Consider the following 26588-nt stretch of genomic DNA (forward strand, 5'->3'; position numbering starts at 1 on the left):
CCAGAGATCGGAGGTGACTTTCACCTGGCTCACCCACCTTGCGCCGGTCACCGTCCGCCTGCAATCCGGGACGCCGCGTGACATCGCGCCCGTTCAGCCGGTCGGCTCCTCCGGGGCCGGCTCCTGGCCGGCGGCGGACGCCTGGTCGCCGTCGTCGTGGTCGTCCCGCGCGGCGGGTCGGCCCGCCTCGTTCGGCGAGTCCTCGCCGTCCGGGGCCTGCTGGTCGGGCAGGTCGCGCGGCACGGGCTTGCCGTTGTCCTCCGGGTCCTGCGTGTACGAGTCGCTCATGGTCCTCGGTCCTCCCTAGGCGCGGCAGAGGCAGAACGGGTGACCCGCCGGATCGGCGTACACCCGAAAGCCCCGCTTCCCGTCCTCGTCGTCCAGATCGAGCGGCGTGGCGCCGAGTGCGAGCACCTGCGTCTGCGCCGCCTCGATGTCGGGGACGTCGAAGTCCAGATGCATCTGCTGCGAGTTGTCGTCGGCCCGCGGCCAATCCGGCGGCCGGTGCCCCGGGGCCCGCTGGAAGGCGATGCGGGGCCCGTCGGGCAGGTACAGGTCGTACCAGTCCTCGGTGTTCTGCTTCACGTCGCCGCCCAGCACCGCGGCGTAGAAGCCGGCGAGTGCCTGCGGGTCCGGACAGTCCACGGCCACGAGGCCGTACTTCGCGATGGCCATTGCGACCTCCTTGCTCGGGCTTGCGTCCCACCCCGGTACCCCGCCGAGGCCCCGTTGAACCGGAACGCGCCGGGCGGAACATTTTGATAGGAAGAGGTGCGAAGCGATGTCTCCGGACCGGAAAGGTGCCACGGAGTGGAGCCAACCAGCCAGCAGGAGAACGCGCACAGCTCTGTCCTCACCCTGCACGTCAACGGCACCCCGCACACCCTCATGCTCGACCACCGCACCACCCTCCTCGACGCCCTGCGCGAGCGGTTGCGTCTGACGGGGGCGAAGAAGGGCTGCGACCACGGCCAGTGCGGGGCGTGCACCGTGATCGTCGACGGCCGGCGCGCCAACAGCTGTCTGCTGCTCGCCGCCGCCCACGACGGCGCGCGCGTCACCACCGTGGAGGGCCTCGCCGAGGGCGAGACCCTCCACCCGGTCCAGGAGGCGTTCGTCGGGCGGGACGCCCTCCAGTGCGGCTACTGCACGCCGGGGCAGATCTGCTCGGCCGTCGGGATGCTGGCCGAGGCCGCCGAAGGGCATCCCTCGTACGTCACGTCCCCCCATCACTCCCCCGGCGCTCCCGCCGCCCTCACGCCGGACGAGATCCGCGAACGCATGAGCGGCAACATCTGCCGCTGCGGCGCCTATCCGAACATCGTCGACGCGATCGGTGAGGTGGCGCCGTGAAGCCGTTCGCGTACTTCCGCGCCGAGAGCGCCGAGGAGGCGGTCGACGCCTTCGCCGGCCACGAGCGGGCGCAGTACCTCGGCGGTGGCACGAACCTGGTGGACCTGATGAAGCTCGGGGTCGCGGCCCCGGACCTGCTCATCGACGTCAGCCGGCTGCCGCTGGACGGGATCGAGGAGACGCCCGACGGCGGGCTGCACATCGGCGCGACCGTGCGCAACAGCGACCTGGCCGCCCACCCGGCCGTCCGCACGCGGTACGCCGCCCTGTCGCAGGCCCTGCTCTCCGGCGCCTCGGGGCAGTTGCGCAACGTGGCGACGACCGGCGGGAACCTGCTGCAGCGCACCCGCTGCACGTACTTCCAGGACACCTCGAAGCCCTGCAACAAACGCACTCCCGGCACCGGATGCCCGGCCCGTGACGGCGTGCACCGCGACCTCGCGGTGCTCGGCCACTCCGAGCACTGCGTCGCCACCCACCCCTCCGACATGGCCGTCGCACTGGCCGCCCTCGACGCCACCGTCCACCTGAGCGGCCCGCAGGGCACCCGCGCCGTCCCCGTCACCGGCTTCCACCGGCTGCCGGGCGACCGCCCCGACCAGGACACCGTCGTCCGTACGGGCGAACTGATCACCGGGGTCACCCTGCCGCCCGTCCTGCCCGGCACCCAGTGCGGCTACCGCAAGGCGCGCGACCGCACCTCGTACGCCTTCGCTCTCGCGTCCGTCGCCGCCGTCCTGCGCGTCGAGAGCGGTGTCGTGCGGGACGCCGCCCTCGCGTTCGGCGGGCTCGCGCACGTGCCCTGGCGTGGCCGGGCCGCGGAAGAGGTGCTGCGCGGGGCGCCCGCCACCGAGGAGACGTACGCCCGGGCGGCCGACGCCGAACTCGCCGCGGCCGAGCCGCTGCGCGACAACGGCTTCAAGGTGCCGCTCGCCCGCAACCTCGCCATCAGCGTGCTGGCCGAGCTCGCTTCCCGTACCTGAGGACGTGACACCCCGTCATGACGCACGCACACAGCCCCCTCGGCACACCCGCCGTCCGCGCGGAGGCCCGCGCCAAGGTCACCGGCGCCGCACGCTACGGGGCGGAGCACACCCCGCCTGGCTGCGCCTACGCCGTACCCGTGCCGGCGACCGTCGCACGCGGGCGGGTGACCGCCGTCCACGACGACGAGGTGCTGGCCCTGCCGGGCGTGCACGCCGTGCTCAGCCACGAGAACGCGCCCCGGCTGAAGGAGCCGGACGACCCGATCCTCGCGGTCCTCCAGAACGACCGGGTGCCGCACCGCGGCTGGTACGTCGCCCTGGTGGTCGCCGACACGCCGGAGAACGCCGCGGCGGCGGCCGAGGCGCTGCGCGTCGAGTACGCGGCCGAGGAGCACGACGTCACGCTGACCACCGGCCATCCGGGTCTCTACACGCCGGAGGAGGCGAACAGCGGCGTCCCGGCCGTCCGGGAACGCGGCGACTTCGACACGGCCTGTCCGGCGGCCGCCGTGCGCGTCGACGCGACGTACACCATGAGCGCGCAGCACAACCACCCGATGGAGCCGCACGCCTCGACCGCCCGGTGGGACGACGGCCGGCTGACCGTGTACGACTCCAGCCAGGGGTCCACCAAGGTGCGCGACGCGCTGGCGCAGGTCTTCGCTCTGGAGAAGCGGCAGATCACCGTCGTCTCCGAGCATGTCGGCGGCGGGTTCGGCTCCAAGGGCACGCCCCGCCCGCAGGTGGTGCTGGCCGCCATGGCCGCGCGGCACACCGGGCGCCCCGTCAAGCTGGCGCTCCCCCGCCGCCAGCTCGCGGCGGTGGTGGGCCACCGCGCGCCGACCGTGCAGCGGGTGCGGCTGGGGGCCGGCGCGGACGGCGTGATCACCGCGCTCGCGCACGAGGTCGTCACGCAGACCTCGACGGTCAAGGAGTTCGTGGAGCAGGCCGCCGTACCGGCCCGGGTCATGTACACCTCGCCGCACAGCCGCACCGGTCACCGGGTCGTCGCGCTGGACGTGCCGTCCCCGTCGTGGATGCGTGCTCCGGGCGAGGCGTCCGGCATGTACGCCCTGGAGTCGGCGATGGACGAACTCGCCGTGGCCGCCGGGATCGACCCGGTGGAACTGCGCCTGCGCAACGAACCGGAGACCGAGCCCGACAGCGGCAGCCCGTTCAGCAGCCGTCACCTGGCCGAGTGCCTGCGGGAGGGAGCGCGGCGCTTCGGCTGGGAGGAGCGCGACCCGCGGCCCGGCGTCCGCCGCGACGGCGACCTGCTGCTCGGCACCGGGGTCGCGGCGGCCACCTACCCCGTGCTGGTCAGCCCGTCCGCCGCCACCGCGCACGCCGCCCCCGACGGCACGTACCTCGTCCGGGTCAACGCCACCGACATCGGCACCGGGGCCCGTACGGTGCTGGCGCAGATCGCCGCCGACGTGCTGGACGCGCCCCTGGAGTCGGTGCGCGTCGAGATCGGCAGCAGCGACCTGCCGGTGGCGCCGCTCGCGGGCGGCTCGTCGGGCACGGCGTCGTGGGGCTGGGCGGTGCACAAGGCGTGCGCGCTCCTGGCGGAGCGGCTGCGGGAGAGCCCGGGCGGCGTACCGGCCGGGGGGATCACCGCGACGGCGGACACCGAGCGGGAGCTGGCGGAGGATCCGCCGTACGCGCGGCACGCGTTCGGCGCCCACTTCGCGGAGGTCCAGGCCGACACGGTGACGGGCGAGGTCCGTGTACGCCGCCTCCTGGGCGTGTACGCCGCGGGGCGCGTCCTCAACCCGCGTACGGCGCGCTCCCAGTTCATCGGCGGGATGACGATGGGCATCGGCATGGCGCTGACGGAGCACAGCACGATGGACCCCGCGTTCGGGGACTTCGCGGAGCACGATCTGGCGTCGTACCACGTGCCCGCGTGCGCGGACGTGCGGTCGATCGAGGCGCACTGGGTCGACGAGGACGATCCGCACCTCAACCCGATGGGCAGCAAGGGCATCGGCGAGATCGGCATCGTCGGCACGGCGGCGGCCATCGCCAACGCCGTCCACCACGCGACGGGAGCGCGGTTGCGGGACCTGCCGCTGACGCCCGACAAGGTGCTGCCGCACGTCGGTCCGGCGCGCTGAAGGGGCCGCCCGGCGGCACCCGGCGCGGTCCGGGCGGCCGTGTCGTGTGCGAGGCATGAGCGGCACGCGCCGGGGCACAAGGCTGTCAGCGGCGCAGCCACCGGACCGTGTGTGACGCGCCGTCGAGCGGCAGGAGAAGAACATGCTGGCAATCGCGGCGGCGGTGGTCTTCGTCATCGCCTTCATCATTCACGCGACCGAGACGTCGACGGAAACGATCTTCGGTCCGACGAGCCTCATGCTCGTCGGGCTCGCCCTGCTGGCCCTGCACGTGGCGGGCCTGGGCGCCGGGTGGTCGGCCCGGGGCCGCCGGCGGTGACGGGCCGAGGGCGCCACAGGCACCGAAAGGACGCCCGGAGCACAGGCAGTTGACGGGAACAGGCCCGGGGCGGGCCGCTGGAACCCCGCCCCGGGCCGCTCGCGTGCGTCAGGCCGCGCGGGCGCCGCGCGTGCGGTGCTCGGCGATGATCCCGGCGTAGTGGTGTCCGCTTCCCTTGATCGTGCGGCGCTGGGTCGCGTAGTCGACGTGGACCAGGCCGAAGCGCTTGTCGTAGCCGTACGCCCACTCGAAGTTGTCCAGCAGGGACCAGGCGTAGTAGCCGGCGAGCGGCGCGCCCCGCCGTACCGCGCGTGCGCAGGCGGCCAGGTGCTCCCGCAGGTACGCGGTGCGCTCGCGGTCGTCGATGGTGCCGTCGGCGAGCACCGTGTCCGGGTACGCGGACCCGTTCTCGGTCACGTAGAGCCTGCGTGCGCCGTACTCGTCGGTGAGGCGCATCAGCAGGGTCTCGATGCCCCCCGCGTCGACCTCCCAGTCCATGCCCGTGCGCGGCACGCCGGACCGGCGGATCTGCCGCGCGAAGGGGTACGGGCCGTCCGGGTCGTCGGTCACCACGGCCGGGAAGTAGTAGTTCAGCCCCAGCCAGTCCAGCGGCTGCGCGATGGTGGTGCGCCTGCCCTGACCCACCGGCCGCCGCACGGCCTGTCGGCCCCGCACCCCCTGCCCGGCTCCTCCCGCCCTCCCCGGCGGGAGGGGCCGGGCGCTCGCGCTACGCCGACTCGCGGCGCACGAGCTCGGGTGCGAAGATCACCGACGTCGGCTCGGTCCGTTTCCCCTCGATGTGCTCCTGGAGGAGCCGCGCCATCGCCGCCGCCATCTCCTCCATCGGCTGGCGGACGGTGGTCAGCGGCGGGAGGCAGGCGAGCGCCGCGCTGGAGTCGTCGAAACCGACCACGGCCACGTCCTGCGGCACGCGCCGGCCGCTCGCGCGCAGCGCCTGGCAGACCCCCTGGGCCATCAGGTCGTTCGCCGCGAACACTCCGTCGGTGTCGGGGTGTTCGGCCAGCAGCCGCGTCATGGCCGAGGCCCCGCTGTCGAGGGTGAAGCCGCCCTCGGCGATCGGGACGTAGGGGTGGCCGTGGCGCGCCATCGTGTCCTGGAACCCGGAGAGGCGGTCCTGGGCCGCCGGCAGGTCCAGCGGGCCCGCGATCGTGGCGGCACGGCGGCAGCCGCGTGCCAGCAGGTGCTCGGCGGCCAGCCGCCCGCCCTCGCGGTGGTCCAGGTCGACGTACGTGACCGGAGCCGGACGGGCGGGACGCGCGAACAGCACACAGGGCAGGCTCTCGGCCGCCAGGAGGCCCGGCAGGGGGTCCTCGGCGTGCGTGGAGAAGACCAGAGCGCCGTCGGCGCTGCCCTGCCGCAGGTACGCGAGCACCTGCTGGCGGGCGTCCTCGGACTCGGCGAACATCAGCACCGGGTGCATCGAGCGCGGGCGCAGGAAGCCGACGACGCCGCTGACCACGCGGCCGAAGAACGGGTCGGCGAGCGCCCGCGCGGCGAACTCGTTCTGCTCGCCGCCGGTGTCGTCGCCCGCGCCGGAGACGACCAGGGCGACGGTCCCGGCGCGCCGGGTCACCAGGGACCGGGCTGCGCGGTTCGGGGTGTAACCGCTGCGCGCGATGGCCTCCCGTACCGTCTCCCGGATGGCGGGGTCCACGTTGCGGATGCCGTTGACGACGCGGGAGACGGTCGCCCGGGAGACGCCCGCCTCCCGCGCCACGTCCTCGAGGGTGGGCGCCTTTCTGGTCATGTCCGCACCCTACCGGCCGTACGGCGCGGCGCGGGAGCGCTCTCCGGGACCGGACGGCGAGGTCAGGGGCGTGCGACGGGGGGCTCTGCGGTGTCGAGCGTCGCGGACAGCGGCAGTTCTCCGGCGGACGGTCCCACGAGCACCTGGTACGCGCCGGGCTCCACGCGCCAGCCGCCGTCGGCGACGGACCAGTGCCGCAGCGCCCGCGCCGCCACGGTGATGTGCGCGGTCGCCGCCTCGCCGGGGCCGGTGTCGACGGCGGCGTACCCGGCGAACCAGCGGTGGGGGCGCTCCACGGCCGAGTCCGGCTTCGCGAGGTACACCTGGACGACCTCCCTGCCGCGTCTGGGGCCCGTGTTGCGCACCCGGGCGCGGACCGTGAAGGAGCCGTCGGGCGCCGGCCCGTCGACGGCCGCCGCCTCGTACGCCCAGGTGGTCCAACCGAGTCCGTGCCCGAACCAGTAGGCGGGCCGGCGCCCCGCGCGCAGCCAGGCCCGGTGACCGATGTGGAGGCCCTCGGCGTAGTCAAGGGCGCCGCCCTCGGGGCGGGTCCCGGTGACCGGTACGTCGTCGAGAGCCGCGCCCCACGTGGTCGGCAGCCGCCCGCCGGGCTCGGCGGCGCCGCACAGGACGTCCGCGATGCCGGCGCCCGCCTCCTGGCCGGGGAACCAGGCCAGGAGCACCGCCGCGGCCGCGTCGCGCCACGGCATCTCGACCGGGCCGCCGGCGTTGACCACGACCACCGTGCGGGCGTTGGCCCGGGTGACCGCCCGCACCAACGCGTCCTGCGCGCCGGGCAGACCCAGGCCGGTGCGGTCCTGCCCCTCGGACTCGCCGTCCCGCGCGGTGGCGACGAACACGACGGCCGTGTCGGCGGCGCGGGCCGCGTCGGCCGCCTCCCTGATCGCCGCGGCGGGGTCGGGGGCGGGCGGCCCGCCGGCCAGGAGGGTGGCGCGGCCGGTGCCCGGCGCGAGTTCGCGCCGGGCGACCACGCGCACCGCGCGCCCGGCCTCCAGCCGCAGGCCGCCGTACTGGCACGGGGGGCTGACGTGGACTGCGGCCGGGTCGTCCGTCGCGCGGGGGAACACGCCGTCGACGAGGACCCGGTCGTCGACGGTCAGGCTCATGCGCCCGAACCCGCCGACGCCGAAGGTCCATGCGCCCCCCGCGTCCGGCGTCAGGACCGCGCTGATCTCCACGGTGCGGGCGCCGGGCGGCGTGGGGGGCTCCAACTGCCGCCCCGAGAGGCCCTGTCCGGCGTACAGCTCGCGGCCCCGCGCGTCCAGCGTGCGCACCAGCACCCCGGGCAGCCCGCCGCGGGGGTCGCGGCACCCGTCGGTCCCCAGCGGCGGCGGCAGTCGCTCGACGGCGGGACCCGGGGCGTGGACGACGCGGGCCCGCCCGGCGAGGGCTTCGCGGATGCCGTCGAGCGGCGTCGTAACGCCCTGCGGGAAGACCCCGGCGCTGCCGCCCCCCTGGGTCCTCGGCCGGGTGGCCGGCGCCCCGATCACCGCGACCGTGCCGGCCGTCCCGGGGTCCAGCGGCAGTACACCGTCGTTGCGCAGCAGGACCGCGCTCGCGGCGACGGTGCGCCGCAGCAGCCGCCGTACGTCGCCGGGGCCCGGCGGCGACGCGGGCGGCGCGGCGGGCCCGCCCAGGGCCCCGACGCGGCCGGCCAGCCGCAGCAGGCGCCTGACCTTGTCGTCCACGGTCTCGACCGGGACGAGGCCCGCGTCGACCGCCGTGACCAGTGCGTCACCCCAGGCGCCGCCGGGCCCGGGCATGACCAGGTCGAGGCCGGACAGGGCGGACGCCGTGGTGCCGCGGACCGCGCCCCAGTCGGAGACGACGACGCCGTCGAAGCCCCACTCCCCCTTGAGCGGCTCGGTGAGGAGCGCGTTCTCCGTCATGGTGGCGCCGTTGACGCCGTTGTACCCGGCCATGACCAGCCGGACGCCGGCGGCGACCGCGGCGGCGAAGGGCGCGAGGTAGACCTCGCGCAGGGCGCGTTCGCCGACGCGGACGTCCACGGTCAGCCGTTCGGTCTCCGCCTCGTTCGCGACGTAGTGCTTGGCCGTGGCGGCGATGCCGTGCGCCTGGATGCCCCGGATCAGCGCGGCCCCGGTGCGGCCGGTGAGTTCCGGGTCCTCGGAGAAGCACTCGAAGTGGCGGCCGCCCAGGGGCGAGCGGTGGAGGTTGAGGGTGGGAGCGAGTACGACGTCCACCCCCTTGCGCCGGGCCTCGGCCGCCAGCAGGCCGCCCAGCCGCTCGACCAGACCCTCGTCCCACAGCGCGCCGAGCGCCGACGCGCAGGGCAGCAGCGCGGAGGTGTCCCGCTCGTCCCATGCCTCGCCGCGTACGCCGGCGGGTCCGTCGGAGAGCACCATCGGCGCGAGGCCGGCCGCCGGTTCGGCGTGGGTGCGACAGGTCGTCGCCCCGGTCAGCATGCGCACCTTCTCCCCGAGGGAGAGTTTGCCGAGCAGCCGGTCGAGTTCTTCTTCCGTCATGGGTCCGCCTCCCCCGCGCCCGCCACCTTGGAGAGCGCTCTCCGAGAGAATGGCCAAGCCGGGACGGAACTGTCAACGGATCACCGGCCCGTTTGCCGCGGCGGCGCCGGGGGACGCGCCGGAGGAACGGACTCCGTCACCTCTGCTGGGGTTTCTCCTGGGCACACCGCCGAACGATCCCGTCCCGCCGAACCCGACCCCCGCGCCCGGCCCCGGTCCGCAGCCGGGTCCCGCACCAGGTCCCGTCACCTGAGCGGCGCGACGGGCGGGGTTGAGGCAAGTTCGGGCAACGGAAGCGCAGGGCCGCCGGCCGGTCACGTGTTGGGCGCGGCGGCGCTCACGTCTCCGAGCGCGGACGTGGGATCGCGCTCGATGGCCAGATCGCCCAGGGACACGATGCCCACGGCGGTGGAGCCCTCGACCACGGGCAGCCGGCGCAGCGCGTTCTCCCGCATCAGCCGGATGGCGTCGTCGACCTCGTCGCCGGGCGCGACGGTGACGAGATCGGTGCTGCAGACGTCCCGGACCGTGGTCTCCCCCGGGGCCTTCCCCTCGGCGAGCACCCGCACCACGAGGTCCCGGTCGGTGACCAGGCCGCGCAGCTCGTCGCCCTCCGCGACCAGGACCACGCCGATGTTCTCCTCGCGCATCCGGTGCGCGACCTCGCTCACCGCCGTGAGCACGCCCACGGTGGCCGGGGCGCTCGTCATGATCTCGCGAACCTGCTGACCCATCGGGTCCTCCACTGAACGGGCGGCGCCAGCCGCGGCCCCCACTGTACGAGCGGGTACCCACGCACTGTCCGCCCAAGCGCCGGGCGGCTCGGTGCCTCCCGGGGAACCCCCGGCCTTCTTCCCGGGTTGCGCGGTGTCATCCAGCCGCGGGAGTTCAGGGACGGCGCCAGGAGTCGTCGTCCAGGTGGGAGCCCGCCATGGGCCCCATCCGCAGCATGCCGCCGTCCACCTGCCACGAGGCGCCCGTGACGTAGGAGGCGTCCGGGCTCGCGAGGAAGGCGATGACGGCGGCGACCTCCCGTGCGTCGCCGGGCCGCCCCAGGGGTACGCCGCGGCGTACCTCCGCGCGTACATCCGTGTCCTCCTGGCCGGTCATCGGCGTGGCGATCTCGCCGGGGGCGACGGCGTTGACGGTGATGCCGTGCTCGGCGAGCTCCAGGGCCATCACCTGCGTCAGCACGCCGAGGCCGCCCTTGGCCGCGCAGTACGGCGCGGCGCCGACGCGGGGCGCGCTCTCGTGGACCGAGGTGACGTTGACGATCCTGCCGCCGCCGCCCTGCCGGATCATGCGGCGGGCCGCCCGCTGGGCGCACAGGAAGGGGCCGATCATGTCCACGTCGACGACATGGCGGACGGTAGCGAGGTCGATGTCGAGGAACGGTGTGGCGGTGCCCGTCCCCGCGTTGTTGACCAGGACGTCGATGCGGCCCAGTTCCTCCGCCAGCCGGTCGACCGCGTCGGCGGCGTCCGGCAGCGCGGTGAGGTCCATGGCCGCGACGGCCGCGCGGCGCCCGTGCCCGCGCACCTCCCGGGCGGTCTCCTCCGCGCCCCGGCGGTCGGTGTGGAAGGTGATGCCGACGTCCATGCCCCGTACGGCGAGGGCGACGGCCGTGGCACGCCCGATCCCGGAGTCCGCGCCGGTGACGACGGCGACCGGCGCTGCTGCCGCGTTCCCGGCGCTGGACATGTGCGGAACCTCCTGGTGTGGGGAGCGGCCTGGGATCAGACCGTCGGGGGGACGGGAAGCGAGGGCGGATCAGGGCCAGGAGGGTTCCCGGCGCGGTACGACGACCAGTTCCGACACCGCGCTGCCGGCCGGGACGGACAGGGCGTACAGCACCGTGTCGGCCACGATGTCGGGGCTCTGCAGCATGGAGGTGTCGGCGTCCGGGAAGCGCTCCATGATGAACGGTGTCTCCATGCCGCCCGCGATGATGCCGGTGACGCCGATCCCGGGGCAGTCCCGCTGCGCCTCCTTGAACAGCGTGTGCGTGAAGGCGCGCAGGCCCGACTTGCCCGCCGCGTACGGTCCGGCCTCGGTCCAGGTGCGGTTCGCCGCCGTGGAGAGGATGTTGACGATGTGGCCGCCGCCACGGGCGATCATGCGGCGGTAGGTCTCCAGGCACAGGTACATCGGTCCCAGCAGGTTGGTCGTCACGACCCGTGTCACCTCGTCCGCCGTCAGGTGCTCGATGGGCTTGGACACGTCGACGGCCGCGTTGTTGACCAGGATGTCCACCGCCTGCCCCTCGGCCTCCAGATCCTTGAAGACCTCGGCGACGGCGGTGGCGTCGCGGACGTCCATCTCGACGAACCGGGCGTCGCCGGGTCCCGTCGCGCCGAGTTCGTTGCAGAGTTCACGCGCGAGGTCCTTGCGCACGTCGGCCACCAGCACGGAGGCCCCGGCCCCGGCCAGCCTCCGCGCGATCGAGGCGCCCAGGCCCCGCGCGCCACCGGTGACCAGCGCCTGCCTGCCGTGAAGATCGACCCGTACCGCGCTGTCCATTCCGCTGCCTTCCGTCGTCTTCCGCCGTGCCGGACGGGAGAGATGTGTGCGCTGCGCAACCGCTCCGTGTCCCACTGTGAGGCCCGGGGACGCGCCCGGCACGCCGGACTACGCCGCTTCGCCCCCCGCCCCCCGGCTGTGGTCGCGCTCACGTGGCCGGGCCGCGGGAGCGGCGCGGCGCAGGGGCGCCGGGCGCCTGTGAGCAAGCCCACCAGAAGTGCCGGATCCCTTGCGGGGTACGGGATCGCGGCCCGGCGGGTCCCGGCGCGGAAGCATCCCGCCCGCACCTGGCGAACCACTTCTGCCACGATGGTCCAGGCCGTGCCCAGGCAGGACTCGCCCGCCCCGACCGGCGTGCCGAGACCGCCGACACGGGGCACGGCCCAGACCCAGATCCGGTGGAGCGGCCGCGCAGAGCAGCCGGTGTCACGAGCTTCCGCCGTTCCGCCACTTGAGCCCCGGCTCGTCTTCCGAGTAAGTCACTGTGCCTTCCTTGCCTGCGGGCCCCGCGCCCAGCCCTGCCCCCGTCCTCGACGCCGTCGCGCCCGCCCGCCGCCGGCGCTTCGGCCTCCCCGCGAAGAGCCGGGCGGACGACCACTCGCCGTGGCGTTCGCTCAGGTACCGCAGCATGCGCTGGTGGTCGGTCGCCAACTTCGTGTCGAACGCCGGTACCTGGATGCAGCTGACGGTCCAGAACCTGCTGGTGCTCCAGATCACCGGGTCGGCCGCCGCCACCGGACTGTCGATGTCGGTCCAGGCGGCTCCCGGCCTGCTCATGAGCCTCGCGGGCGGCGCGGCGGTCGACCGTTGGCCCCGCAAGCTGACGGCCGCCGTGAGCCAGGGGCTGCTCGGCGCCGTCGCGTTCCTGACGGCGGTCCTGGTCGCGACGGACCAGCTCAACCTGGCGATCCTGATGACGCTGGCCGCCGTGACGGGGCTCGTCGCCACCGTCGACGGACCGGCCTGCTCACTGCTGGGCAACGATCTCGTCCGTACCGAGGACGTTCCCTCCGCCATCGGCGTGGGATCGCTCGTGCACAACGCGGGCCGCCTCGCCGGCGCCGCTCTGGCGGGTATCACGGTCGGCTTCCTGGGCACGGCCGCCGCGTACGCCGCCAACGGTTTCTCGTTCCTCTTCGTGGCCGCCGTCATCCCCTTCCTCCGTCCGGTGCACAACGCCGTCCGGGGCGCCAAGCCCGCTCCCGCCGCCGGGGAGCGTGCGCACGACGCGGACGGCAGCGACGACGACATGCCCGTGCGGCAGGGCGTCATGTTCTTCCTGCGGCGTCCCCGGCTGGTCGCGCTCGCGGGCATCACCGGGATCAGCGCGGTCTTCGGCCGCAATTACGGGCTCACCCTGGCCGTACTCGTCACCGGTCCGCTCGCGGGCGGCGCCGGGGCCTTCGGCACCGTCTCCACCGTGCTCGCGGTCGGCGGCATCGTGGGCGCCGTCCTCGGCGCCCGGCTGCGCAAGCCGTCCGTGCGGCTCGTGGGCACGCTCGCGGCGGTCGGCGCCCTGCTCCAGGTGGTGGCGGGATTCTCCCCGTCGCTCGCCGTGCTGCTGGTCCTCGTCCTGCCGATGGCGGTGGTCGAGTCGGTCTCCGACACCGCCGGGACGACCGTCCTGCAGACGGACCCGCCGGCCCATCTGCGGGGCCGCGTGCTCGGCGTCTGGGGCACCGTCAAGACGTCGTGGGGTCTCGCGGGACCGCCGGCGCTCGGCCTCCTGATGGAGCTGGCCGGGGCGCGGGGCGCGCTGGTGTCCGGCGGTCTGATCATCGCCGGGACGATCGGGGCGGGCTTCGTGCTGCGCCGCCGCCGCACGACCTCCGCCGTGATCGTGCGGACGGAGCGGCCGGTCCTGGCCGGGCAGCCCGCCCTGGGCACGGCCGCCTGACGGACAGCGCCCCGCGGAAGACCGCCGCCGCCCGGCCACCGGGCGGCGGCGGTCCCATGTCACCGGCTCACGACGACCTCTCCAGCAGGCGCAGCCGGCGTTCCACCCGGGGCGGCGTCCGGCGCCTGCGCGCCAGGGCGGCGGGCAGCCGCCGGGCGGCCTGGGCCAGGGCCAGCCGGGCCTGGGGGTCATCGCGGCTGTCGAGGGCCAGCCGGACCGACCGGGCGAGGGCCTGGCGCAGCGGCCGCCGCAGCCACGCGGTGAGCAGTTCGTTGCGCCGCATCCGGACCGGCCGGCCGGGGCGCGGGCCCGCGTCCGGGTCGTGGCGGGCGACGACGCCGGGGCAGTGCGCCACGCCCCACCCGTGCGCGTCGAGGTCGATGGCGAGCAGTTGCTCCTCACCGCCGACCCCCAGCAGCGGATGGAACCCGCCCACTTCCAGGAACGCCTTCCGGCGCACGACGGCCGCGCACGCGAGGAAGCCGAGCACGGACCGGCCGGGCAGGTCCGGCTCCTGGCCGAGCGGCGAATCGCGCAGCTCCGCGTTGAGCGGATCGGGCTGCGCGTCCGGGCCCACGAGCGTGGTGGCGGCCACCAGACCGAGCCGGGGGTGGCTGTCGAGCACGTCGGCGGCCCGGTCGAGGGCGCCCGGCTCCCACCACGAGTCGTCGTCGCTGAAGGCGACGTACGGCGTGTCGAGTGCGGCGGCCCCGTACGTACGCCCGGCGGCGGCCAGGTTCCGGCCGGGGGTGAGCAGGTGTACGCCGGGATGGCGGGCGCGCACCGCCTCGGCGGTGCCGTCCGTGGAACCGTTGTCGACCACGGTGACCGGTGGCCGTTCCGGCAGTGCGGCCAGGCGGTCCAGGGTGCGCAGCAGGCTCGCGCGCCGGTTCCTGGTGATGACCACGACCGCGGTACGGGGCCGGTCCGTCGGCCGCCCGCTCGCGACGGGGCGGGGCCCGGTGCGGTGCGCGGCCTCCCCGCTCACCACGAGCCCTCCGGGACCAGCGGCCGGCCGGCTGCTTTGCGCAGGTCCGGCTCGGGCAGGTCGCGTACCGCCTCGACGACCTCCTCGACGGTGATCCTCAGCAGCCGTTCGTCCGGCAGCGGGCCGTGGGCGTCCCCGGGGCGGGGCGAGTCGTCGCCGTCCGGATGCCACAGCACCCGGTGGCGGGCGCGCGCGGGTGGGCCCCACAGGCGCGGGGCGACGGGGCCGAACAGCACGACCGACGGGGTGGCGAGCGCCGACGCGAGGTGGGCGAGTCCGGTGTCGCCGACGATCACGCAGCGGGCCCGGTCCACGAGCGCGGCGAGCAGGCCGAACGGCACGTCGCCCGCGCCGCCCACCACCGCGTCCGGCGCGAGCCCCGCCTCCGCCGCCACCTGGCGGGCCGACGGCCCCTCCCCCGCGCCGGCGGTGACCACGACCTCGTGTCCCGAGCGGTGCAGCGCCTGCGCCACGGCGGCGAACCGCTCGCGCGGCCAGCGGCGGGCCGCCGCGTCGGCGCCGGGGTGCACCACAACGGCGCCGGGGGCCGGGGAGACGGCCGTGGGCGGCGGGATCCACAGCTCACGCGGGTCGGCCGGTATCCCGTACCAGTCGAGCAGCCGGCACCAGCGGTGCCGTTCGTGTTCGTCGGCCCGCCACGACGGGCCCGCGATGCCGGGGGTGTCGGGGTGCGCGTACGCGAAGAGGCGTGCCGGGCGCAGTCGTTGGAGCAGCAGGTGGCTCGGCGGGCCGTTGCCGTGCAGGTCCACCGCGACGTCGGGCGCGGGCCCGTCCCACGCCAGCTCGGCGGGAACGGCCCTGGCCTGGGCGGACGCGGGCAGCAGCCGGTCCACCAGACCGGTCGCCTCCGCCGCGTCCGCCAGCCGCTCGGGGGCGGCCAGTACCACCTCGTAGCCCGGCAGCCCGCGCCGCAGTGCCCGCAGGGCGGGCACTGCGGTCAGCAGATCGCCGAGCCCCAGGGCCCGCAGCACCAGCACACGCGGGCGGGGCGCACGGTCCGGGGCGTCGCCGCGCGTGAGCGGGTGGGTCCGCTTCTCGGCACTCATGTCGGTGACTGCCTCTCCTCGTCGGCGTCGGTACGTGAGCGGGGCCGGCCGGGTCTCAGGGCGACGCGGGTCCCACCCGTACGGCGGCCTGTGCGGCCCGGTGGGCCAGCAGCGTGGTGGAGCGGCCGACGAGGTACGGCAGGACGACGGCCTGCCCGCCCCAGGCGCGCAGCACCTCCGCCTCGGGGAGGTCCTCGACGGAGTAGTCGCCGCCCTTCACCCAGACGTCGGGGCGCAGCCGACTGAGCAGCGCGGCGGGGGTGTCCTCCTCGAAGACCGCGACGGCGTCGACGCTGCCGAGCGCCGCGAGGACCCGCAGCCGGTCCCGCACCGGGTTGAGCGGGCGGCCCGGTCCCTTGCGGCGGGTGAGCGAGGCGTCGGAGTTGACGCACACGATGAGGCAGTCGCCGATCCGGCGGGCGCTCTCCAGCAGCCCGACGTGACCGGCGTGCAGCAGGTCGAAGCAGCCGCCGGTCGCGACCACCGTGCCGCCGCGCGCCCTGACCCGTTCGGCGAGAGCGAACGGGTCGGTCTCCGGGGCCTCGTCCCGCGCGCCGGGCGCGGACTCGGTGCGCCACAGCGCCGGGTTGCCCGCGCCGCCGGCCGCCACGAAGGCGGCGGCCTCGGCGACGGCCCGCTGCACGGCCTCCTCCGGGAGCGCCCCGTCCGCGAGCGCGGCGGCCGTGGCGGCGGCGAAGCAGTCGCCCGCGCCGCACGGATCGCCCTGGGCGCGGTACGGCGCCGGGACGAGCATCGGCGTACCGGCGCCGGGGCGGGTCAGCAGCACGCCGCGCTCGCCCAGGGTCACGGCGACGGCCGCGGCCCGCCAGCGCTCGGCCAGGTCGCCGCCGCGCCGCGCGTAGGCCCGCAGGGACTGGCCGTCGGCGTGGCTCAGGGCGCACGCCTCCGCGCCGTTCGGGGTGACGATCCTGGCCCCCGGCACGGGGTCGTCGCCGCTGGGGTGGGGGTCCCACACCAGGGGTGTGCGGCGGGCCGCACCCTCCAGGTGCGGCCGTACGGCACTCGCGGTACCGCGCCCGTAGTCGGCCACCAGTACGGCGTGGGCCTGCGCCAGCGCCTCGCGCACCGCGTCGTCGGGCTCGCCGGGTGTTCCGCCGCCCCGGTCGATGCGCACCAGGGGGCGGCCGCCGGCCAGTACCCGGGTCTTGATCGGCAGCGTGCCCTCCAGCGGGATCTCCACCAGCCGCACCCGGCCGCGCAGGGCCCGGCGTACCGCTTCGCTCGCCGGGTCGTCGCCGAGCGCGGTCACCAGGGTCACCTCGCGCCCGCCCCTGGCCGCCAGCGCGGCGGCGAGGCCGGCCCCGCCGGGATGGCTGCGGTCGCCGGTGACGTCGACGACGGGAGCGGGCGCGTCCGGGGACAGCCGGGTCGAGACGCCTTCGATGTCCTCGTCGAGCAGGACGTCCCCGACGACCACCAGGGGCTTGGGCGCGGTCACGAGAGCCTCCGCTCCGCGGCGGCGCCGGGCCGGGCCCCGGCCCCCGCCCCGGCGGCCGGGGCGGGTGCGCCGCCCGCCGCGTCGAAGCACTCGCACAGCACGTGCACGGCGACCAGATGGGCCTCCTGCACGGCGGCCGTACTGTCCGCGTCGACGCACAGCGCCTCGTCGGCCGCCTCCGCCAGCGGGTTGGGGCCCGGCCCCGTCAGCGCCCATACGCGCAGTCCGGCGGCCCGGCCCGTCACCGCCGCCGTGATCAGGTTGGCGCTGCGGCCGGAGGTCGACAGGAGGACCAGGATGTCGCCGGGACGGCCGTGGGCGGACACCTGGCGGGCGAACACCTGGTCGAAGCCGTAGTCGTTGCCGATCGCCGTCACGCTGGACGTCTCGGCGTGCAGGGCTATGGCCGAGTACGCGGGGCGCTCCTGCCGGTAGCGTCCCACCAGCTCGGCCGTCAGGTGCTGGGCCTGGGCGGCGCTGCCGCCGTTGCCCGCGGCGAGCAGCCGGCCGCCGACCGGGAGTACGGCGGCGAGTTCGGTGCCCCAGGCCGCGAGGCGGCCGAGGTTCCGGTGGCGGAAGCCGGTGAGCGTGTCCAGCAGCGACTGGCAGTGCCGGTGCGCGGCATCGAGTACAAGGGATTCGTTCATGCTGGCCGGGCGTGCCGCGTCCGGGGGACGACGGCCGGACCCGCACCTCCTTCGGACATCGGTGCTGCGCGGTTGACGGTCGGGGGGGCTGACGGCCGGGGGCGCCCGACGGGCGGGTACTTCAGAGGGCCCCCGTCACAGCGGGCCGCAGGGCGAGGACCTCGCCGTACACGGACTCGGTGGACGCCGCGACGCGCGGCCAGCCGTACCGGCTCAGCACCCGGCGGCGGCCGGCCTCCCCGCACGCCTCGCGCAGCGCGGGGTCGGCGAGCAGCGCGCCGGCGGCGCGGGCGAGGGCCTCGGGGTCGCCGGGCGGCACCAGGCGGCCGGTGGCGGGGTCGGCGACGGTGTCGAGCTGTCCGCCCACTCCGCTGGCGACGACCGGCTTGCCGCAGGCCATGGCCTCCAGCGGGACGATGCCGAACGGCTCGTAGTCGCCCGGGCACAGCACCACGTCGGCGGTCCGCAGCAGCGGCGCCACCTCGTCGCCGGGCACCCCGCCGGTGAAGCGGACCCGGTCCGCGACCCCGGCTTGTTGGGCGAGGTCGCGCAGCCGGCGGACCTCGGGGTCGTCGTCGAGCCGGTCGGCCGACGGGCCGCCCACGATCAGGAGTTCGGTGCCGGGCAGCGCGCCCAGCGCGGCGATGGAGACGGCGGCGCCCTTGCGGGGCACGAGGCGGCCGAGCTGGATCAGCCGGTGCCGGTACTTCCCGTCGCGGTCGGCGACCGGCCCGTACGGGGTGAACTCGGCGGTGTCGACGCCACACGGCACGACGCTCACCTTGTCGGAGGGGATGCCCATCCGGCCCAGTTCGGTGACCTCGTCGTGGCAGGTGGCGACGATGCGGTCGCAGCCCGTCCCCACCTCCCGCTCGCAGGCGATCCGGGCGGGCGGGCTGGGGTCGGCCCGCCGCTGGTGGCGCCGCTTCACCGTGCCGAGGGCGTGGAAGGTGTGGACGAGCGGCAGCCGCAGTTCGCGTGTGGCGTGAAGGGCGGCGAGGCCGGACATCCAGAAGTGCGAGTGGACGAGGTCGGGCGGCCGTACCTGCCATTCCCGCGCCAGGTAGCGCCCGAACGCCAGCATGTGGGGCAGCAGTTCGTCCTTGGGGATCTCTTCCGGCGGCCCGGCGGGCACGTGGTGCACCTCGACGCCCGCGCGCAGCGGCACCCGCTCCGGCAGGTCGCGCGCGTCCCGCCGGGTGTAGACGGTGACGCGGTGGCCCCGGTCGGCGAGTGCGCCCGCGAGGCGCGCGACGTGGACGTTCTGGCCGCCCGCGTCCACTCCGCCGAGGACCGCGAGGGGGCTGGCGTGCTCCGAGACGAGCGCGATCGACAGGGCGCCGTTGCCGGCGACGCCGCCTGTGGGGCCGAGGGATGTCATGAACGCACCTCCGTCATCACGCGCTCCCAGTCGCCCAGGAAGCGCTTGAGCCCGTACCGTTCGAGTGCCGCCTGACGGCCGCGCGCGCCGTCCTCGGCCGCGGCTTCCGGTTCCTCCAGGTAGTGCCGGGCGGCGCGCGCGAGCACCTCGGGGCGGGTGGACAGCGTTCCGGCGCCGGGAGGGACGGCCTCGACCGCCTCGGTGGTGGCCAGTGCCACGACCGGCATGCCCAGGTGCATGGCCTCCACCAGCGACAGGCCGAGCGACGTCCAGCGCACCGGGTGCAGGTACATGCGGCGCTCGGCGAGGGCCGCGTGCAGCTCGCTCTGCGGAAGGTCGGCGGTGTGGCACCGGTCGTCGGATATGCCGAGGTGCGCGGCCAGGCCCTCGCTGCGCATGCCGAAGACGTCGAGCGGCGTCGCCTCGGAGAGCGCCGGGAGCAGGTCCGTACCGGTGTACCGGCCGCGCCGGACGGGGTCGTTGACGACGACCGCCGCGCGCGCGAGCCAGCCGGTGTACTGGTGCCCGGGATCGACGATGCCGTGCTCGACGACCTCGGTGCGGGTGGACCCGTTGTCCCAGAACAGCCGGTTGAAGTGGGTGACGTGGACGAGCGTCAGGTCGTCGCGGTCCGCGAAGGGATGCCGGGTGTTCGGCACCTCGCCGTCCGGAGCGTTGTGCTCCAGGTAGACGGCGGGTACGTCGCGGCCCGGCCGGCGTCCGCCCAGCCAGCGTTCGGCGAGTTCGAGCTCGTGCGGGCGCTGGAGGACGACGAGGTCGACCTGCGTCTCGCGCAGCTGCTCGGGTGTCACCTCCCGTACGGAGTCCGGCCAGGTGAAGGTACGGGCCCGGCCGAGCCCGTCGGGATCCCGCGCGGGGGTCACCGGAACGAGATAGGTGTGCGGTCCCTGGACGAACGCCGTGGTCCAGGAGCCGTGTACGTGCCACAGCAGGATGTTCATGCGGTCGCTCCTCCTCGTTCCTTCTCGGGTACGCCGCCCGGTAGCGCCGGGCGGCCCGCTTCGGGGCGGGCACGGCCGCCGAGCGCCGCCACGGCGGCGAGCACCTCCGCGTCGCCGACGCCGTCGAGACAGGGGTGGCCCGGTGCGGGGCACTGCCGGGCCCTGGTCCCGGCGCAGGGCGCGGCCTGGTCGCCGAGCAGGACGTGGGGCACGCCGTACGGGCCCCACCGCTCGGCCGGCACGACCGGCGCGAACAGGGAGGCGACGGGCGTGCCCACGGCGGCGGCCAGGTGCGCGGGGCCGGTGTTGCCGACCACCGCGACGCGGGCTCCGGCGAGGACGCCGGCGAGCTGGTGCAGGTCGGTGGCGCCGCCGAGGTCGAGGGCGTGCGTGCCGGCGACCTCGGCGGTCAGGTCCTTCTCCGCCCGCCCGCCGGTCACCACGACGCGGTGGCCCGCGGCGGACAGCGCGGCGGCCGCCCGCGCGGCCCGTGCGGCGCTCCAAGCGCGGGCCGGGACGGCGGCGCCGGGGTGGAGGACGACGTACGGGCCGGGGCCTGTCAGGTGTCCGGTGGCGGGCGGGGGGCTGACGCGCAGCGTCCCGTCGTCGCCGGGCGGCAGCGGGAAGCCGGCGTCCCGCGCCAGGTCGAGGGCGGCTTCGGCCTCGTGCCGGTGGGGCAGCCGGTGGTGGCGCAGGTCGAGGAGTGAGCCGGGGTAGTCCTCGCTGTCGGCGGCCGTCCAGCGCACACCGGCGAGTTTCAGCAGGAAAGCGGCCGGGAGGGGGCTCTGGTGGTACGAGACGAGGACGAGGGCCCGGTCGAAGGCGCGGGCGGCCAGCTCACCCAGGAGCCGGCGGGTCTCCGCGCGCGTCACGGGCGCGGGGTCCACCCCCGCCCAGGGAGCGTCGTACTCCAGCACCTCGTCGACACCGGGGAGCAGCCGGGCCGCCCGTACGCCCAGCGGCCCGCAGAGCAGCGCGGTGTGCGAGGAGCCGGCCGCGACGGCCCGTACGGCCGGCCCGGCGAGCAGGACGTCGCCCGCGCTGTCCAGGCGGACGACGAGTGTCCGGGGTGCGGTCATCGCACGCCCCCTGTCCGGGCGGCCGCACCCGGCGTGAGCACCAGCCGCACGGCCCGGAGCAGATCACCGGCCCTCTCCCCGGCCGCCGCGGTCTCCTGCGGACGCGTCACGGGTGTCGGTACGAGCACCCCGCGCGCGCCGGCGGCGGACGCCGCCGCCACGTCGGCCCCGATGTCCCCGATGACGACGGTGTGCGCGGGCGGCACGCCGAGCCGGGCGCAGGCGGCCAGCACCAGACCGGGCGCGGGCTTGCGGCAGCCGCAGCCGTCGTCGGGCGCGTGCGGGCAGACCGCCCAGACCGCGAACGGCCCGAGCAGTTCCTCCACCCGCCGTTGCACGGCGGCCACTTGACGTCGCGTCAGCAGACCTCTGCCGACGCCCGACTGATTGCTCACCACGCCCACCGGAATCCCGAGGGCCCGCACGGCGTCGACGGCTTCCCGGGCCGACGGCATGAGTTCCACCCGCGCCGGGTCCCCGTTGTACGGAACGTCGACGACGAGCGTCCCGTCCCGGTCGAAGAGCACCGCTGCGGGCACCGGCGGTCGCGCGGGCGGCGCGTGCGGGCCGGAGGCCGCCGGTCCGTGCGGTCCCCGGGCGACGGACGGGGCGCCGGCGGGCGGGTCCCGGCGCGGGTCCGGAGGCCCGCCGGGGGCGAGCCGTACTCGTGCGGGGGGCGGGCGGTCGACCAGGGGGCCGTCGAACAGCCAGGGGCCGCTCGCGGGTTCCGGCGGCGCCGCCGCGGGGTGGCGGGTCATGGGCCCACCCGTACCTGGACCGGCTCGCGCGGGGCGCGCGGCGGGGCCGCCGCCTCGTGCGGGCCGAGCGGCAGGGCCCGGCGGTACTTGGCGTGGCCGCGCAGCCAGTGCCACGTGGCGGCGGGCGGGATGAGCACGCTGGTCGCGGCCATCGTGAGGACCTCGTCGCGGGTCCGCGGGCCGGGTGCGATCCGCGCCCAGGCGAACTCGGCCGTACCGGCCAGCCATCCGGCAGCGCACGCCGCGGCCGCGCCGCGCCTCCCGGCGACGGCGCAGGACAGGGCGGTCAGCGCGGCACCGGTCACCACCAGGTGGCGGGGCAGGCGCCCGCGCGGCGCGTCCGCCCGGGTCCACCAGTTCCGGCCGTGCCGCCGGTTCATCAACACGTCGTCGGCGTTGCCCCGCTGGAGGCGTACGGAGATCATGCGGTCGGCGCGGCGCACCGGGTGGATCGTGGTGCGGCTGCCCGCGTGCACCGTCCAGCCCGCCGCCAGCACCCGCAGCGCGAGGTCCGCGTCCTCGCGGAAGGCGCGCCGGAACCGTTCGTCGAAGCCGCCGACGGCTTCGAGCGCCTCCCGGCGGTAGGCCATGTCGGCGGTGATCCACCGCGCGGTGGCCAGTCCCGCCGTGTTGCGCTCCCAGTCCGTGGGCCGCCGGTCCGCCGGCAGCGGCACCATGATGCGCGCGGTGACGGCGGCCGTCCGGTACGTCGCCGCCGCCAGGTCAGCGGTGAGGTCCTCGGCCCAGGTCGGGCCCGGCACCACGTCGTCGTCCAGGAACACCGCCCACGGCACGGGTCCGGCTTCCCGCCAGCCCCGGTTGCGCGCCGCGGCGGGTCCGCGCGACCGGCCGCGCACCACGGTGGTGACGGGCCGCAGGACGTCGGGCACGACGACCGGCAGGGGCACGCCGCCGTTCTCGCGGCGGTCGTCGACGAGGACCACCTGCGCCGGTTTCGGCCCGCTCCCGTCGGCCAGCGCCCGCAGGCACGCGTTCAGGCTGCGGCGTCCGATCGTGGGGATCACCACCGCGTACGCGGGGGCCGTCGTCTCTTCCTCGTACGGTGTCATCGTGCCGCCCCGTCGTCGTAGGTGTCCGACGAGTGGAAGAACTCGCCGCGCCGGATCGCGTACGGGCCGACGGCCAGCAGGTCCACCGGCGAGGAACCGAAGCACTCCAGCGCGTCGCGCGGGTCGTCGACCATGGGCCGGCCCGCCGTGTTGAGGCTGGTGTTGACGACGACGGGCAGGCCCGTGAGCCGTTCGAACTCGCCGAGCATCCGGGCGACCAGCGGCTCGGTCGCCGGGTCGACGGTCTGGACGCGGGCGGTGCCGTCCACGTGCACGACGGCGGGGATGCGGCCGCGCCACTCCTCGGCCACGTCGTGGACGAAGAGCATGTACGGGCTCGGCATGGGGCCGTCGAAGATGTCGGGGGCCCGGTCGGCCAGCACCATGGGCGCGACCGGCCGGAACTGCTCGCGGCCCTTGACGTCGTTCAGCCGCTCCAGGTTGCCCGCGTGGCCGGGGTGGGCCAGCAGGGAGCGGTGGCCGAGCGCCCTGGGTCCGTACTCCGAGCGGCCCTGGAACCAGGCCACGATCGCGTTGTCGGCCAGCGCCCGGGCCACGGTCGCGGCGATGTCCGCCGGCCGGTCGAACGGCACGGCCGCCGTCTTCAGCCACGCCAGGAGCTCCGCGTCCGACCAGTCCCGGCCGAGGTCCGCGCCGGCCATGGGCACCGGGTCGTCTCCGGAGCCCGCGGCGAGCAGCAGGGCGCTGCCCAGCGCGGTCCCCGCGTCGCCGGCGGCGGGCTGGACCCACACACGGGAGAAGGGGCCCTCGCGGGCGATCCGGGAGTTGGCGACGCAGTTGAGGGCGACGCCGCCGGCCAGGGTCAGCAGGCTGTCGTGCGTCTTGCCGTGCAGCCAGCGCACGAGGTCGAGCAGCGTCTCCTCCAGTACGGCCTGCGCGCTGGCCGCCACGTCGGCGTGGTCCTGCGTCCACGGCTCGTCCGCGCCGCGCGGCGCGCACAGTTCGTGCCAGGGCACGCCCGTGGCGTGGAAGCCGCCGTCGCCGGTGGGGTACACGTACCGGCGCAGCTCGGGCAGCATGCGCGGGGTGCCGTGCGAGGCGAGCGCCATGACCTTGAACTCGTCGCTGGAGCGCAGGAAGCCGAGGTGCTCGGTGAGCTCCTCGTAGACCAGGCCCAGGGAGTGCGGCAGGTCCTGCGCGTGGAACGCCTCCAGCCGGCCCTTGACCCGGCGGGCGGCGAGGTGCGAGGCGCGCTCCCCCCGGCCGTCGAGGACCAGTACGGCAGACGTCTGCGCGTCGGGGGCGGCGAACGCGCCCGACGCGGCGTGCGCCATGTGGTGCGGTACGAACCGGACGATGGACGGGTCGAGTCCCGGCAGGGCGGCCTTGAGGAACGCGGGGGCCTGGCGGGCATATGTGAGCCGCAGGTGGTCCCAGGGGTCGTCCAACCCCATCGCCTCGGCGGCCCTGGCGAGCTCCGGGTCGAAGGAGTAGGCCACCGCGTCGAGGTCCTGCGGGCGCAGGTTGGCGCGCTTGAGGCACCAGGCGGCGGCCTGCTCCGGCAGTTCCCAGGCGGAGAAGGGCACCGGGCGCTTGCCGTGCTTGCGCCGGGAGAACCGCTCCTCCTCCGCCGCGGCGACGGTCCGGCCGTCGATGACCAGGGCGGCCGCGGGGTCGTGGAAGAGAGCGTTGATTCCGAGGATGCGCATGGGGGTCCCAGGCCTTTCGGCGAATCGGGGCGAAGGCGGGCCGCGCGGGAGGGCGGCGGGGAGGGGCGTTCGGCCGGATCAGCTGTCCAAGTGGGCGCGATACCAGGCGATGGTGCGGCGCAGACCCTCTTCGGCGGGCACCCGCGGCTCCCATTCGAGCTTGTCCACGGCCAGCGTGATGTCGGGGCAGCGCACGGCGGGGTCGTCCGTCGGGCGTTCGATGAAGGAGATCTCGGAGCGGGAGCCGGTGAGCTCGATGACGAGCCGGGCCAGTTCGAGCATGGTGATCTCGTTCGGGTTGCCGATGTTGACGGGACCGCGCATGCCGTGGGCCGCCGCGGCGAGGATGCCGCCGACGGTGTCGTCGACGTAGCACAGCGAGCGGGTCTGGAGGCCGTCACCGGTGACGGTGAGCGGCTCGCCGGCGAGGGCCTGGCGGATGAAGGTCGGCACGGCGCGGCCGTCGTAGCCGCGCATGCGGGGCCCGTAGGTGTTGAACAGCCGCACGATGCCGGTGTCGGTGCCCTGGGCGTCGGCCTCGGCGGTGGTCAGGGCCTCGCCGAAGCGCTTGGCCTCGTCGTACACGCTGCGCGGGCCGACCGGGTTGACGTTGCCCCAGTACCGCTCGTTCTGCGGGTGCTGCTGGGGGTCGCCGTACACCTCCGAGGTGGAGGCGAGGAGGAAGCGGGCGCCGGCGCCGTGGGCGAGGGCCAGGGCGTTGCGCGTACCGAGACTGCCGGCCTCCATGGTGTGCAGCGGCAGCCGGAGGTAGTCGGCGGGGGACGCGGGGGACGCGAAGTGCAGGACGAGGTCCGGCGGCCGGGCGACGTGGAACGGCTCGGAGACGTTGGCCTCCAGCAGCGTGAAACCGGGGTGGTCGAGCAGCTCGGATATGTTCTCGGGCCGGCCGGTGCTGAAGTCGTCCACACAGGTGACGGCGGTGCCTGAGGCCAGCAGCGCGGCGCACAGGTGGGAACCGACGAATCCGGCTCCGCCGGTGACGACGGCGTGCTCCCAGTCGTGCGAGAAAGCGGTGTTCATTTCGATCTCCTCCGACCCGAGGGGGTGAGCCTCCGATCAGAGTCGGTCCTGGCCGGGTGCCCGGCGCGCTGTCATAGAGCATCCGGGTGATGTACGAAGAGTGAGGGACGGCCGGACGCCTCCTCACGCCGGGGGTCGGTGCTCCGTGCCACGGCTTGCCGGTTCCCCTACGGTCGCGTGCACCCCTCGGTGCCTGAGGGTGACAAACGGACGCGCCGAGGAATGAGTACTGCCATGAGCACACCGGACGACCTGCCCGTTCTGCGCACACTCGACGAACTGACCCGCCTCGTCGAGGGGCGTGATCATCTGTATGTGCGCTGGTCGCGCGGCCCCGCCGCCGACCTGCGAGCGGTGTCGAGCAGGGACGAGCTGACGGGCGTCGCGATGCCGGGGCTGAGCGCCAACTGCCTGGACGTCGAACCGTGGTGGCAGGACCGGCCGGTGCGGGTGTGGGTGGCCCGCCGGCTGCACGACTACTCGCATCTGCCGCGCGAGAAGGGGCCCGACGTGCACCCCTGGGCGCTGCGGGGCCGGGAGACCGGTCGCGGACCCGACAACGAGCCGCTGGTCGTGGACGTCGAGCCGGTCGGCCGGATCGACGGGCGGATGATCGAGGAGGCCGCCGCCGAGGTCGCCCGGCAGGAGGGCGTCTGGGGCCCGCTGCGGCGCCGGCAATGAGGGCGGGGCGCGGCGCTGTGCTCCATCGCGGTGACAGCCGGGGCGGGAGGCATGCCCGCCCGGCGGGCCGTGGCATGTATCGGCCCATGAAGGTGAACCCGATCGAAATGCAGAAGTCCCTCGGCGGCGTGAACTACCCGGCCTCGAAGAAGCAGATCATCGAGAAGGCGGAGAGCAACGGCGCCGGCCCGGAGGTCAAGGAGGCGCTCAAGTCCCTGCCGGAGAAGGAGTACGACTCCCCCGCGTCCGTCAACAAGGCGGTCGGCAGGTAGTCCTGCCCCAGCCGGACCGGTGGTCTCGCCCGGTCCGCGTCGG

25 protein-coding genes and 1 pseudogene are annotated in these 26588 nt (G+C 75.5%); 7 read left to right on the top strand and 19 right to left on the bottom strand.

What is annotated here, in order from left to right:
• Positions 1–93: 93 nt before the first annotated feature.
• Both IE185_RS12875 and IE185_RS12880 read right to left on the bottom strand, forming a co-directional pair.
• Positions 94–288: a hypothetical protein gene (locus IE185_RS12875; RefSeq protein WP_138896114.1), complete on the bottom strand. Its 195-nt coding sequence runs from the start codon at positions 286–288 to the stop codon at positions 94–96.
• 15 nt (positions 289–303) lie between these two features.
• Positions 304–675, bottom strand: a complete 372-nt coding sequence (locus tag IE185_RS12880; protein WP_138896115.1) for a VOC family protein — start codon at positions 673–675, stop codon at positions 304–306.
• A 135-nt stretch (positions 676–810) separates the two neighbouring features.
• Here IE185_RS12880 and IE185_RS12885 point away from each other — a divergent pair, with 135 nt between their 5' ends.
• From IE185_RS12885 to IE185_RS12900, 4 genes are all read left to right on the top strand, one after another.
• Positions 811–1353 carry a 2Fe-2S iron-sulfur cluster-binding protein gene (locus tag IE185_RS12885; protein ID WP_229843474.1) on the top strand — a complete coding sequence of 181 codons (543 nt, stop codon included), beginning with the start codon at positions 811–813 and terminating at the stop codon, positions 1351–1353.
• Entirely contained in the window at positions 1350–2336 is a 987-nt protein-coding gene (locus IE185_RS12890; RefSeq protein ID WP_138896116.1) for an FAD binding domain-containing protein, read from the top strand. The genes IE185_RS12885 and IE185_RS12890 overlap by 4 nt, the downstream gene beginning before the upstream one ends.
• A 17-nt stretch (positions 2337–2353) precedes the next feature.
• Positions 2354–4459: a xanthine dehydrogenase family protein molybdopterin-binding subunit gene (locus IE185_RS12895; protein WP_138896117.1), complete on the top strand. Its 2106-nt coding sequence runs from the start codon at positions 2354–2356 to the stop codon at positions 4457–4459.
• A gap of 142 nt (positions 4460–4601) precedes the next feature.
• Positions 4602–4778, top strand: a complete 177-nt coding sequence (locus IE185_RS12900) for a hypothetical protein (protein WP_167518280.1) — start codon at positions 4602–4604, stop codon at positions 4776–4778.
• Positions 4779–4886: 108 nt separating this feature from the next.
• Here IE185_RS12900 and IE185_RS12905 read toward each other — a convergent pair.
• The 6 genes and pseudogenes from IE185_RS12905 to IE185_RS12930 all read right to left on the bottom strand — a co-directional run.
• Positions 4887–5408 (bottom strand): annotated as a pseudogene (locus tag IE185_RS12905) (family 1 glycosylhydrolase); the annotation flags it as partial.
• Between the two features lie 97 nt (positions 5409–5505).
• Positions 5506–6546 carry a LacI family DNA-binding transcriptional regulator gene (locus IE185_RS12910; RefSeq protein ID WP_138907629.1) on the bottom strand — a complete coding sequence of 347 codons (1041 nt, stop codon included), beginning with the start codon at positions 6544–6546 and terminating at the stop codon, positions 5506–5508.
• A gap of 62 nt (positions 6547–6608) precedes the next feature.
• The gene (locus IE185_RS12915) at positions 6609–9053 is read right to left on the bottom strand and encodes a glycoside hydrolase family 3 C-terminal domain-containing protein (protein ID WP_138898783.1); all 2445 of its coding nucleotides are present in this window, start codon (positions 9051–9053) and stop codon (positions 6609–6611) included.
• Between the two features lie 314 nt (positions 9054–9367).
• Positions 9368–9787 carry a CBS domain-containing protein gene (locus IE185_RS12920; RefSeq protein ID WP_138907631.1) on the bottom strand — a complete coding sequence of 140 codons (420 nt, stop codon included), beginning with the start codon at positions 9785–9787 and terminating at the stop codon, positions 9368–9370.
• A gap of 154 nt (positions 9788–9941) precedes the next feature.
• Entirely contained in the window at positions 9942–10754 is an 813-nt protein-coding gene (locus IE185_RS12925; RefSeq protein ID WP_138899178.1) for an SDR family oxidoreductase, read from the bottom strand.
• A gap of 69 nt (positions 10755–10823) precedes the next feature.
• On the bottom strand, positions 10824–11573 hold the full coding sequence (locus IE185_RS12930; RefSeq protein WP_138899179.1) for an SDR family oxidoreductase: 750 nt from the start codon (positions 11571–11573) through the stop codon (positions 10824–10826).
• 628 nt (positions 11574–12201) lie between these two features.
• On the opposite strand from IE185_RS12930, the gene IE185_RS12935 reads away from it, so the two are divergent.
• The gene (locus IE185_RS12935) at positions 12202–13470 is read left to right on the top strand and encodes an MFS transporter (RefSeq protein ID WP_138899189.1); all 1269 of its coding nucleotides are present in this window, start codon (positions 12202–12204) and stop codon (positions 13468–13470) included.
• Between the two features lie 67 nt (positions 13471–13537).
• On the opposite strand, the gene IE185_RS12940 is transcribed toward IE185_RS12935, so the two are convergent.
• From IE185_RS12940 to IE185_RS12990, 11 genes are all read right to left on the bottom strand, one after another.
• Entirely contained in the window at positions 13538–14458 is a 921-nt protein-coding gene (locus tag IE185_RS12940) for a glycosyltransferase family 2 protein (RefSeq protein WP_138899188.1), read from the bottom strand.
• Complete coding sequence (locus IE185_RS12945) at positions 14455–15525, bottom strand: glycosyltransferase family 9 protein (protein ID WP_189715157.1); 1071 nt, start codon at positions 15523–15525, stop codon at positions 14455–14457. The genes IE185_RS12940 and IE185_RS12945 overlap by 4 nt, the downstream gene beginning before the upstream one ends.
• A 55-nt stretch (positions 15526–15580) precedes the next feature.
• The gene (gene rfaE2, locus IE185_RS12950; RefSeq protein ID WP_138908956.1) at positions 15581–16984 is read right to left on the bottom strand and encodes a D-glycero-beta-D-manno-heptose 1-phosphate adenylyltransferase; all 1404 of its coding nucleotides are present in this window, start codon (positions 16982–16984) and stop codon (positions 15581–15583) included.
• A complete protein-coding gene (locus tag IE185_RS12955) occupies positions 16981–17631 on the bottom strand; it encodes a D-sedoheptulose-7-phosphate isomerase (protein ID WP_138899271.1) in 651 nt (216 codons plus the stop codon). The genes rfaE2 and IE185_RS12955 overlap by 4 nt, the downstream gene beginning before the upstream one ends.
• Before the next feature lie 121 nt (positions 17632–17752).
• Positions 17753–19012: a glycosyltransferase gene (locus IE185_RS12960; protein ID WP_189715158.1), complete on the bottom strand. Its 1260-nt coding sequence runs from the start codon at positions 19010–19012 to the stop codon at positions 17753–17755.
• Complete coding sequence (locus IE185_RS12965) at positions 19009–19974, bottom strand: glycosyltransferase (RefSeq protein WP_138899345.1); 966 nt, start codon at positions 19972–19974, stop codon at positions 19009–19011. The genes IE185_RS12960 and IE185_RS12965 overlap by 4 nt, the downstream gene beginning before the upstream one ends.
• Positions 19971–21053, bottom strand: a complete 1083-nt coding sequence (locus IE185_RS12970; protein WP_189715159.1) for a glycosyltransferase family 9 protein — start codon at positions 21051–21053, stop codon at positions 19971–19973. The genes IE185_RS12965 and IE185_RS12970 overlap by 4 nt, the downstream gene beginning before the upstream one ends.
• Entirely contained in the window at positions 21050–21811 is a 762-nt protein-coding gene (locus IE185_RS12975; RefSeq protein ID WP_308432759.1) for a D-glycero-alpha-D-manno-heptose-1,7-bisphosphate 7-phosphatase, read from the bottom strand. Before IE185_RS12975 ends, IE185_RS12970 begins: the two co-directional genes overlap by 4 nt.
• A complete protein-coding gene (locus tag IE185_RS12980; RefSeq protein WP_138899076.1) occupies positions 21808–22881 on the bottom strand; it encodes a glycosyltransferase family 2 protein in 1074 nt (357 codons plus the stop codon). The genes IE185_RS12975 and IE185_RS12980 overlap by 4 nt, the downstream gene beginning before the upstream one ends.
• Positions 22878–24551 (bottom strand): carbamoyltransferase family protein, encoded by a 1674-nt coding sequence (locus IE185_RS12985; RefSeq protein WP_138899077.1) that lies wholly within the window; start codon positions 24549–24551, stop codon positions 22878–22880. The genes IE185_RS12980 and IE185_RS12985 overlap by 4 nt, the downstream gene beginning before the upstream one ends.
• A 78-nt stretch (positions 24552–24629) precedes the next feature.
• Entirely contained in the window at positions 24630–25592 is a 963-nt protein-coding gene (locus IE185_RS12990) for an NAD-dependent epimerase/dehydratase family protein (RefSeq protein ID WP_138898733.1), read from the bottom strand.
• Positions 25593–25826: 234 nt separating this feature from the next.
• Here IE185_RS12990 and IE185_RS12995 point away from each other — a divergent pair, with 234 nt between their 5' ends.
• On the top strand, positions 25827–26273 hold the full coding sequence (locus tag IE185_RS12995) for a DUF6098 family protein (RefSeq protein WP_138898734.1): 447 nt from the start codon (positions 25827–25829) through the stop codon (positions 26271–26273).
• Positions 26274–26359: 86 nt separating this feature from the next.
• A complete protein-coding gene (locus IE185_RS13000) occupies positions 26360–26545 on the top strand; it encodes a DUF2795 domain-containing protein (protein ID WP_138898735.1) in 186 nt (61 codons plus the stop codon).
• Positions 26546–26588: the final 43 nt, after the last annotated feature.

Origin of the sequence: Streptomyces chryseus (assembly GCF_014650755.1) — a bacterium.
GTDB lineage: Bacteria > Actinomycetota > Actinomycetes > Streptomycetales > Streptomycetaceae > Streptomyces > Streptomyces chryseus.

Coding starts and splice junctions, on each gene's coding strand:
- IE185_RS12875 (WP_138896114.1), bottom strand. CDS start 288: ATGAGCGACTCGTACACGCAGGACCCGGAGGACAACGGCAAGCCCGTG.
- IE185_RS12880 (WP_138896115.1), bottom strand. CDS start 675: ATGGCCATCGCGAAGTACGGCCTCGTGGCCGTGGACTGTCCGGACCCG.
- IE185_RS12895 (WP_138896117.1), top strand. CDS start 2,354: ATGACGCACGCACACAGCCCCCTCGGCACACCCGCCGTCCGCGCGGAG.
- IE185_RS12900 (WP_167518280.1), top strand. CDS start 4,602: ATGCTGGCAATCGCGGCGGCGGTGGTCTTCGTCATCGCCTTCATCATT.
- IE185_RS12910 (WP_138907629.1), bottom strand. CDS start 6,546: ATGACCAGAAAGGCGCCCACCCTCGAGGACGTGGCGCGGGAGGCGGGC.
- IE185_RS12915 (WP_138898783.1), bottom strand. CDS start 9,053: ATGACGGAAGAAGAACTCGACCGGCTGCTCGGCAAACTCTCCCTCGGG.
- IE185_RS12920 (WP_138907631.1), bottom strand. CDS start 9,787: ATGGGTCAGCAGGTTCGCGAGATCATGACGAGCGCCCCGGCCACCGTG.
- IE185_RS12925 (WP_138899178.1), bottom strand. CDS start 10,754: ATGTCCAGCGCCGGGAACGCGGCAGCAGCGCCGGTCGCCGTCGTCACC.
- IE185_RS12930 (WP_138899179.1), bottom strand. CDS start 11,573: ATGGACAGCGCGGTACGGGTCGATCTTCACGGCAGGCAGGCGCTGGTC.
- IE185_RS12935 (WP_138899189.1), top strand. CDS start 12,202: ATGCGCTGGTGGTCGGTCGCCAACTTCGTGTCGAACGCCGGTACCTGG.
- IE185_RS12945 (WP_189715157.1), bottom strand. CDS start 15,525: ATGAGTGCCGAGAAGCGGACCCACCCGCTCACGCGCGGCGACGCCCCG.
- IE185_RS12955 (WP_138899271.1), bottom strand. CDS start 17,631: ATGAACGAATCCCTTGTACTCGATGCCGCGCACCGGCACTGCCAGTCG.
- IE185_RS12960 (WP_189715158.1), bottom strand. CDS start 19,012: ATGACATCCCTCGGCCCCACAGGCGGCGTCGCCGGCAACGGCGCCCTG.
- IE185_RS12965 (WP_138899345.1), bottom strand. CDS start 19,974: ATGAACATCCTGCTGTGGCACGTACACGGCTCCTGGACCACGGCGTTC.
- IE185_RS12970 (WP_189715159.1), bottom strand. CDS start 21,053: ATGACCGCACCCCGGACACTCGTCGTCCGCCTGGACAGCGCGGGCGAC.
- IE185_RS12975 (WP_308432759.1), bottom strand. CDS start 21,811: ATGACCCGCCACCCCGCGGCGGCGCCGCCGGAACCCGCGAGCGGCCCC.
- IE185_RS12980 (WP_138899076.1), bottom strand. CDS start 22,881: ATGACACCGTACGAGGAAGAGACGACGGCCCCCGCGTACGCGGTGGTG.
- IE185_RS12985 (WP_138899077.1), bottom strand. CDS start 24,551: ATGCGCATCCTCGGAATCAACGCTCTCTTCCACGACCCCGCGGCCGCC.
- IE185_RS12990 (WP_138898733.1), bottom strand. CDS start 25,592: ATGAACACCGCTTTCTCGCACGACTGGGAGCACGCCGTCGTCACCGGC.
- IE185_RS12995 (WP_138898734.1), top strand. CDS start 25,827: ATGAGCACACCGGACGACCTGCCCGTTCTGCGCACACTCGACGAACTG.
- IE185_RS13000 (WP_138898735.1), top strand. CDS start 26,360: ATGAAGGTGAACCCGATCGAAATGCAGAAGTCCCTCGGCGGCGTGAAC.